The sequence below is a fragment of the Streptomyces sp. col6 genome, assembly GCF_008042035.1.
In the GTDB taxonomy this organism is placed as follows: domain Bacteria; phylum Actinomycetota; class Actinomycetes; order Streptomycetales; family Streptomycetaceae; genus Streptomyces.
In genome coordinates this window covers 571,376-579,849 of record NZ_RDBL01000013.1, presented here as the reverse complement: position 1 = coordinate 579,849, position 8,474 = coordinate 571,376, and the positions used below count along the sequence as shown (strand labels likewise).

The 8,474-nt window shown below is 74.1% G+C and carries 6 protein-coding genes; 1 reads left to right on the top strand and 5 read right to left on the bottom strand.

What is annotated here, in order from left to right; genetic code table 11:
- Positions 1–2,984, bottom strand: a 2,984-nt coding sequence (locus tag EAO73_RS19245; protein WP_147973534.1) for a bifunctional [glutamine synthetase] adenylyltransferase/[glutamine synthetase]-adenylyl-L-tyrosine phosphorylase, incomplete at its 3' end; no start/stop codon positions are given.
- A gap of 140 nt (positions 2,985–3,124) precedes the next feature.
- On the opposite strand from EAO73_RS19245, the gene EAO73_RS19240 reads away from it, so the two are divergent.
- Positions 3,125–3,391 (top strand): hypothetical protein, encoded by a 267-nt coding sequence (locus EAO73_RS19240; RefSeq protein ID WP_147972761.1) that lies wholly within the window; start codon positions 3,125–3,127, stop codon positions 3,389–3,391.
- Between the two features lie 10 nt (positions 3,392–3,401).
- Here the strand turns inward: EAO73_RS19240 and EAO73_RS19235 are convergent, their stop codons facing one another.
- The 4 genes from EAO73_RS19235 to EAO73_RS19220 all read right to left on the bottom strand — a co-directional run.
- Positions 3,402–4,202 carry a putative protein N(5)-glutamine methyltransferase gene (locus EAO73_RS19235; RefSeq protein ID WP_147972760.1) on the bottom strand — a complete coding sequence of 267 codons (801 nt, stop codon included), beginning with the start codon at positions 4,200–4,202 and terminating at the stop codon, positions 3,402–3,404.
- A gap of 165 nt (positions 4,203–4,367) precedes the next feature.
- Positions 4,368–4,592, bottom strand: a complete 225-nt coding sequence (locus EAO73_RS19230) for a hypothetical protein (protein WP_147972759.1) — start codon at positions 4,590–4,592, stop codon at positions 4,368–4,370.
- 52 nt (positions 4,593–4,644) lie between these two features.
- On the bottom strand, positions 4,645–4,998 hold the full coding sequence (locus EAO73_RS19225) for a hypothetical protein (protein WP_147972758.1): 354 nt from the start codon (positions 4,996–4,998) through the stop codon (positions 4,645–4,647).
- A gap of 10 nt (positions 4,999–5,008) precedes the next feature.
- Positions 5,009–8,474 (bottom strand): protein kinase domain-containing protein (locus tag EAO73_RS19220; RefSeq protein WP_147972757.1); only part of this gene is annotated, 3,466 nt, incomplete at its 5' end.

Sequence of the window (8,474 nt, the reverse complement as noted above, 5' to 3'; positions counted from 1 at the left end):
CCGTAGAACCGTTCCTCCACAACCCCCCGCGCCCGCCGCGTCACCCGGCGGTAGTCGTCCAGCATGTCCCCCACATGCCCCTCCTCGTACCCCAGGTACCGCCCCACCGCCGTCAGCTCGCGCGGGACCGAGGGGAACGTGTCGCCCGGCCGCCCCCGTACGAGCATCACCGCGTTGCGGACGCGGGTCGCCAGGACCCACGCCTCGTCCAGGGTCTGGGCGTCGTCCTCGGGGATGAGGCCCGCCGCGCACGCCGCGGCCAGCGCCGCGCGGGTGCGCGTGGTACGCAGGCCCGGTACGGCGCGGCCGTGCTGCATCTGCATCAGCTGGACCGTCCACTCGACGTCGCTCAGCCCGCCGCGCCCCAGCTTCGTGTGGAGCGTCGGGTCCGCGCCGCGCGGCAGCCGCTCGGACTCCATCCGGGCCTTGAGCCGCCGGATCTCGCGGACCGCGTCATCGCCCAGCCCGTCCTGCGGATACCGCAGCGGGTCGATCAGCGCGGTGAACTCCGCGCCCAGGTCCATGTCCCCCGCCATCGGCTCGGCCCGCAGCAGCGCCTGGCTCTCCCAGCCCAGGGACCAGCGCCGGTAGTACGCGTCGTACGACTTCAGGGTGCGCACGAGGGGCCCGTTCTTGCCCTCGGGCCTCAGGTCGGGGTCGATGATGAGCGGCGGGTCCGCGGTGGGCAGCTGGAGGAGCCTGCGCATCTCGGAGACCACCCGGCTCGCGGCCCGGCCCGCCTCCTGCTCGTCGACGCCCTCGCGCGGCTCGTGGACGAACAGGACGTCCGCGTCGGAGCCGTATCCCAGCTCGTGCCCGCCGAACCGGCCCATGCCGATGACCGCGAACCGGGTGGGCAGGGTGTCGCCCCACTCCGCGCGGACGGCGGCCCGCAGCGCCCCGGCGATGGTGACGGCGTTCAGGTCGGTGACGGCGCTGCCGACCCGGTCGACGAGGGCGCCCGGATCGGATTCGGCCGGGCTGTCCTCCGTACCGTACGAGCCGATGAGGTCGGCGGCCGTCGTACGGAACAGCTCGCGCCTGCGCACCCCGCGCACCACCGCGACGGCCGTCTCCGCGTCGGCGGCGCGCCCGACGGCAGCCAGCACCTCCTGCTCCAGGTGCTCGCGGCTGCGCGGGGCGAGGCCGTGCGGGTCGCCGAGGATCGCGACGGCCTCGGGGGCGCGCAGCAGCAGGTCGGGGGCGAGCCGGCCGGCCGACAGGACCCGGGCGAGGTTCTCCGCAGCGGCACCCTCGTCGCGCAGGAGCCGCAGGTACCACGGGGTCTTGCCGAGCGCGTCGGACACCTTGCGGAAGCCGAGGAGCCCGGCGTCCGGGTCGGCGGAGTCCGCGAACCAGCCGAGCAGCACGGGCAGCAGGGTGCGCTGGATGGCGGCCTTGCGCGAGACCCCGGAGGACAGGGCCTCCAAGTGGCGCAGGGCCGCTGCCGGGTCCTCGTAGCCGAGGGCGACGAGCCGGGCGGTGGCGGCCTTGGTGCTGAGCCGGGACTCGCCGGGCGCGAGCTGCGCGACGGCGTCGAGCAGCGGCCGGTAGAACAGCTTCTCGTGCAGCCGCCGCACCACGGAGGCGTGCCGCCGCCAGGCCTGGTTGAGCTCGGCGATGGGGTCGGTGCGCAGGCCCAGGGAGCGGCCGAGGCGGCGCAGGTCGGGCTCCTCGTCGGGGACGAGGTGGGTGCGGCGCAGCCGGTAGAGCTGGATGCGGTGCTCCATGGCCCGCAGGAAGCGGTAGGCGTCGTCGAGCTGGACGGCGTCGACGCGCCCCACGTATCCGCCCTCGGCGAGCGCCCCCAGCGCCTCCAGGGTCGATCCGCTGCGCAGGGCGGGGTCGCTGCGGCCGTGCACGAGCTGGAGGAGCTGCACGGCGAACTCGACGTCGCGCAGCCCGCCGGGGCCGAGCTTCAGCTCGCGGTCGACGCGGTCGGCGGGGATGGTGTCGACGACGCGGCGGCGCATCTTCTGGACGTCGGGGACGAAGTTCTCCCGGTCGGCGGCCTGCCAGACGAGCGGCGACACGGCCTCCACGTACTCCTCGCCGAGCGCGCGGTCCCCGGCCACCGGCCGGGCCTTCAGCAGCGCCTGGAACTCCCAGGTCTTGGCCCAGCGCTGGTAGTACGCGAGGTGCGAGGAGAGCGTGCGCACGAGGGGCCCGTTGCGGCCCTCGGGGCGGAGGTTGGCGTCGACGGGCCAGATGGTGCCCTCGACGGTGGTGTCGGAGCAGATCCGCATGAGGTGCGAGGCGAGCCGGGTGGCGGCCTGCATGGCCTTGCTCTCCTCGGCGCCGTCGGCGGGCTCGGCGACGAAGATGACGTCCACGTCGGAGACGTAGTTCAGCTCGTGGCCGCCGCACTTGCCCATCGCGATGACGGCGAGCCGGCACTGCGCGGCGCCGTCGGGCGCGGCGGCCGAGGCGATGCGGAGCGCGGCCCGCAGGGTCGCGGTGGCGAGGTCGGCCAGCTCGGCGGCGGTCTCCGCGACATCGGTGGTGCCGCAGACGTCCCGGGCCGCGATGGACAGCAGACACCGCCGGTAGCCGACGCGCAGGGCGTCCGGGTCATCCGCCCCGGCCAGCTCCTGCTCGAATTCGGCGACCCCGGGGTGCAGGTCGGCGGCCTCGTACGTGACGAGGGCCTGCCAGTCACGGGGGTGACGGGCCAGGTGGTCGCCGAGCGCCTCGGACGCCCCGAGCACCCCGAGCAGCCGGTCCCGCAGGGGCTTGGCGGTGACGAGCGTGTCCAGCAGGATCTGCCGCTCCCCCGCCTCCTCCGCCTCGACCAGCCGGACCAGGCCGCGCAGCGCGAGATCGGGGTCGGCGGTGGCCCCGAGCGCGTCCAGGAGCACGGAGTCGGACCGTACGGAGGAGAAGTCCGGCAGGTCGAGCAGGCGCTCGGCGGCGGACGGGTCGGTGAATCCGTGCCGCAGCAGTCGGGTGAACGTACTGCTCCTGCGCCCCGGCACCATGGTCATCCCGCGCTCTCCCGCCCGCCGCCCGATCAGCTCCCAGCCTCCCGAGTTTATGGCCTGCCCCGGAGATCGGACCGGAGGCCGCCGTCTGGGACAGTGGCTTCACCGAACCGGTACGCGTTCGCCCGGCAGGAGGCCCGCCCATGTTCCGCGACCACCAGGAACTCGACGTGACGGTGATCCGCGTCTCCTCGGTCGGCTCGCAGGTCGACGCCGATGGTGGCGGCACGGGCTTCATCGACCAGGTCAAGCACCCCTCCTGGTGGGACGAGGACACGGCACCGCCCCGGGCCGGTGACCGGCTGCACGTGGTCGTGCTCGACGCGAGCCGCGACGTGCCCCGCTTCAGCGTGCTGCGGAAGGACATCGACATCGCGCGCCGCCTCCGCGCCCGGCGCGACGGGGCCTGAGCCCGGCACGTCAGCGCGCCGGTTGTGCCGCCCGGGTCCCGGTGACGACGGTCGCGTACCGCTCCTCGCAGGAGTCGACGCGCGTCACGAGCCCGCCGGCCGCGAGGACCCCCGCCGCGCGCTCCGCCTGCCGTTCGCTCGTCTCTACGAGAAGGCTGCCGCCGGGAGCCAGCCAGCGGGGCGCCTCGGCGGCGACCCGGCGCAGGACGTCGAGGCCGTCGCCGCCGCCGTCGAGCGCGACGAGCGGTTCGTGGACGCGGGCCTCGGCGGGCAGCAGGGCGACGTCCTCGCTCGGTACGTACGGCACGTTGGCGAGCAGCACGTCGACTCGCCCGCGCAGGGCGGCGGGCAGCGGCGTGAAGAGGTCGCCCTCGTAGACGTGCCCCCGCTCCCCGATGTTGCGCCGGGCGCAGCGGACGGCGGCGGGTTCGACGTCGGCGGCGTGGAGTTCGACGCGCTCCAGCGCCGCGGCGAGCGCGGCGCCGAGCGCGCCCGAGCCGCAGCACAGGTCGACGACGACGGCCGGGTCCGGGGCGAGGGCGACGGCCCGGTCGATCAGGAACTCGGTGCGGCGGCGGGGGACGAAGACGCCGGAGTCCACGGCGATCCGCAGCCCGCTGAACTCGGCCCAGCCGAGGACGTGTTCGAGCGGATGCCCGGCGGCGCGGCGCTCCGCCATGGCGGTGACGTCGGCGGGACGGACGGCGGTGGCGGCGATGAGCGCGGCCTCGTCCTCGGCGAAGACACAGCCGGCGGAGCGGAGGGTGGCGACGAGTGAGGAGAGGGCGGACGGTGACAACGGGACCGGCATGGGTGCGGAGCCTTTCGGAGAAACGCCGAGGGGTGCTCCGCGGCCGGTTCAGGTCCGGTCGGCCACGCGTTCACGGGAGGGGAGCACCCGGGTCGAAACAGCGGTAATGGGTCCCACCTCCTTGGTCATGTCCCCGTGCGGGGAAGCGAAAGACTACCTCAGGTCTCAGCGTCTCCCGGGCCGGTAGTCGTTGCCGCCGTTGACGAAGTTGTTGTGGACGGCGACCGAGGTGTTGGCGGCTCGGATGTTGCGTATCTCCGCGCTGTGGTGGCGCTCGATCTGCTGGCCGTCGAAGTTGTGCGTCCGCCGCCGGTGCCGCAGGCTCACCTTCACGATCAGAAACACGATGGTGCTCAGGAGCAGCCCGAGCACGATGAGAACCGCATGCATGGTGTGCCTCCCCGTTCCTCCTGGTTGTGCCCATTGTCGGGCAAGGAGACCCTCAGCGGAACTCGTGAACGACCTGGATCCCGCCCACGATGTGCGCGTTGAACTCGTCCAACTCCTCTGCGGGCACCCACAGTTCGAGGATCGTCCGGCCACCGGCCTGCTGCACCGGGTACCGGCTCAGGAACTCCGTCTCGACCTCGAAGCGGGTCACGTACCCGACGCCGCTGTGCTTCACGTTCCAGTCCCTCGCGATGCGGATCGCGTAGTCCTCGTTGAGGACCGGATAGAAGATCGGCTGCTCGGGGAGGCGAGGGGGCCACGCGCGCCAGTTCAGCTCGCGCACCAGGGCCAGTTCCTCGGGGCCCGTGGGGCGCCACAGGGTGGTTGTCGCTCGTCGGCCGGTCATGGGCAGGACCTTACCGGCCGGGAGGGGTGTCGGCCGGGGCGTCCGGGACCTCCAGCTCCCAGTCCAGCTGCCACACGCGCAGAACACCGTCCATGGTGCGGACCACCGCGATCCGGGCGTCCGGGGTGATCGCCAGATCCGCCACGGTCGAGGTCCCGGCGTGGGCGTCGAAGGCCCGCAGCCGGCGGCCGGTCGGCACGTCCCAGGCCAGCGCCTGCGAGGCGAAGCCGCCGGAGAGCGCGAAGCCGCCGTCGTCGGTGACGGCGAGGTGCCGGCAGGCGTTGGGCCCGCCGAACTCCCGGACCGCCGTACCGGTGGCGACGTCCCAGACCCGCACGGTGTCGACGTCCACGCCCATACCCCCTGCGACGAGCAGACGCCGTCCCCCTTCCGTGAAGCAGAGTTGGGCCGGCTGCCAGTGCTGGACGGACCGGTGGGCCCGTGGATCGGTCAGTCGGTGCCGTACGGTGCCGTCGGCGGCGAGCAGGTCGACCCCGGCCCGGCCGGCGACCGCGAGGGTGCGGCCGTCGGGTGCGGCGGCGACGATCTTCTGCCCGTGCCGGTCTCCCGGTGTCCGCGTCGTCCGCTCGATCCGGTCGTCGCGCGGATTCCACCACAGCACGGCACTCGTCGTGCCGATGAGCGCGCGGTGGCTGCCGGGCAGAAAGCAGACGGAGACGGGCCGTTCCACGCCGAACGGAACGCGCTCGCCGAACGTCAGCGTGCGCAGGCACTCCCCCGTATCCGTCCGCCACAGGCGCACCGCCCCCGCGCTGTCGGCGGTCAGCAGCCGGCTGCGGTCGTCGCTGAGACGAACATCCAGCACATGGCGCGTGTGGCCGGTGAACTCCCTTACCAGAGAACCGGTTTCGACGTCCCACAGCCGCGCCGTCTCGTCCCGGCTGCCGGTGGCGGCCAGCCGTCCGTCGGCGGACAGGGCCACGGACCCGCTCTTCGCGCCGGGATGGGTGAACTCCCGTACGGCCCATGCCGCCCGCAGCCGGGTGCGGCGGGTGTGCCGGGCGAGTTCTCCCCAGGCGGCCATCACCCGGGGCGCCCGCTCGTACCCCGTCGTCGCCCGCACCGCTTCGAGATGGGCGAGGGCGAGGTCGTACCGTCCGGCCGTCCGCGCCTCCTCCGCCTCCGTCAGCAGGGCGTCCACCCTGGTCCCGAGCCGGCTCACCTCCGCGTGCCGGCGCGGCTCGCTCAGCCGGGGCGGGCTGACGTAGCCGCCCGGCAGCGACCAGGTGCGGACCGTCCGGTCGGCCGAGGCGGACGCCAGGGTCCGGCCGCCGTCGATGAACGCGACCGCGCCGGTCTCGCGTTCGTATCCCCGATAGGTACGAAGACAGCGGCCCGTCTCCGTCTCCCAGAGCCGGACACCGGTGTACGCGTGTCCGGACGAGACCAGGAGCCGGCCGTCCGGCGAGAGGACGGCGCCGGTGGTCCCCGGAGCGCCGGTGAACGTCCGCAGACGGCGTCCGGTGTCCAGGTCCCACAGCATCAGCGTGTCGAAGGTGCTCGTCACGGCCTGCCGGCCGTCGGCCGACGCGTACAGCACCCCCGGCATGACCCGGTGTCCGGTCAGCGCGTGCAGTCGCCTGCCCGAGGGCACGTCCAGGACGTGGGCGGCGAAGTCTCTTCGCTCCTCGGGTACGGAGAAGGGGTCCTCCGGCCGGGGAGTGACGATCACCCGGTTCCCGTCCGGGGTCACCGCCACTCCTCCGCCGTCCAGATGGCCGGGAAGGGCCGCCCGCAACCCGCCGCCGCGCGTGTCCCACACCCGGACCGTGCCGCGCCGGTCGACGGCCACGGCGGTGCGCCCGTCCGGGGTGAGGCGGACGGAGTGCCGCTCCGGCTCCCGCGGCACCCGTGGGGGCCGCGCCGTGTCCAGGGGCCTCGGCTCGCCCCGGTGCAGCGGATTCCCGGTGACCGGGCGGGCCAGGAAGCCCCTGGACAGGTTCCAGTAGCGGACCACCCCGTCGGCCCCCTGCGACAGGGCGTGCCGGCCGTCCGGGGTGAGGTCGACGGCCTCCACCTCGCGGCGGTGTCCCCTGAGCGTCTTCACGCACCGTCCGTTCCGTACGTCCCAGAGCCGCAGCGCACCGTCCGGGCAGCCGGTGAGGGCGAGCCGGGCGTCGTTGGCGAGTGCCGTGGGCAGTGACTCCTGCCTCCACTTCTTCGGGGGCAGGCCCGCCAGGGTGTCCAGCAGGCGGACCGGCAGGGGCAGGTGGTGGACCTCGGCCGGTCCGGCGTGCACGACGGCCCCGGACCGGGCGGCGTCGAGCGCGGACGCGGCCTCCCGGTCGTCCGGCCGCTCCCGGACCAGCTCCTCCAGCAGCGCGCGGGCCTCGGGGAGGGCGCCGCGCTCCAGCTGGACCTGGGCAAGGAGGCGGCCGGCCTCGGCGGGGTCCTCGGCGTCCTGCCGGACGCGTTCGATACGGGTGAGCACGCCCTCGTCGGTACGCCGGCCGCGCCGCCAGCGCAGCAGTTCGTCGTTGTAGAGGGCGGGCACATGCCGGGGGTCGGCGTCCAGGGCGGCCGCGAACGCCTCGGCCGCCTCGTCCTCGCGGCCCAGGTCGAGCAGGGACAGCGCGCGGTTGTTCAGCTCGTCGGCCCGCAGCTCCGCCGCCTCGGGCAGGGCACGCGGGTACGGGGAACCGGCCCACGCCTCGTAGATGTCGCTGAGCACATCCGCGATGTCCGCCATGGACGGCGGCCGCCCCGAGGCGTGCGGGCGCAGGCAGCTCCGGAGGAGACGGACGAGTTCCGGCGGAGCGGCGACCCGGTTCGAGGCGTCGGCCAGGAAGTCGTCCAGGGCGAAGCCCGCGACCGACCCGAACTGCCAGCGCACACCACCGGTGACCATCTCAAGGACGGAGACCCCGAAACTGTGGACATCGCTGCGCCGCCCCACCGCCCGGCCGGAGAGCTGTTCCGGGGAGGCGTACGCGAGGGTCATCCCGCCGGTCGGGACCAGGAGGCTGTCCTCGGGCTCCCGGCCGAGCACGGGCCTGCCTCCCGTGGGGACGGCGTGCTTGGACCGGGCGAGACCGAAATCGGTGATCTTCGCGGTGCCGGCCCGGTCGAGCAGGACGTTGGCGGGCTTCACGTCCTGGTGGACCAGGCCCGCGCGGTGGGCGTGGTCGAGGCCCCGGGCCATCTGCACCGCGACGTCGAGCACCCGGCCGAGAGCCGCGTCGGTGCCTCCCGCGTAGAGGCGGCCGTCGCGTATCCATGCGGCGAGGCTGCCCCCGTCGACGTACTCCGCGAACACCCGGGGCACCCCGTCGATCAGGCGCACGTAGTGGCAGGCGCAGACGTTCGGGTGCAGCCCGAGACCCACCCAGGTCTCGGCCTCCCGGACGAACAGCTCCTCGTCCTCCTGATCCCGGACGACCTCGGGCCGCGGACTCTTCACCGCCATGTCGATGCCCCACCCGAGATGCCGGACCCGGTGGACGACCCCCATGCCC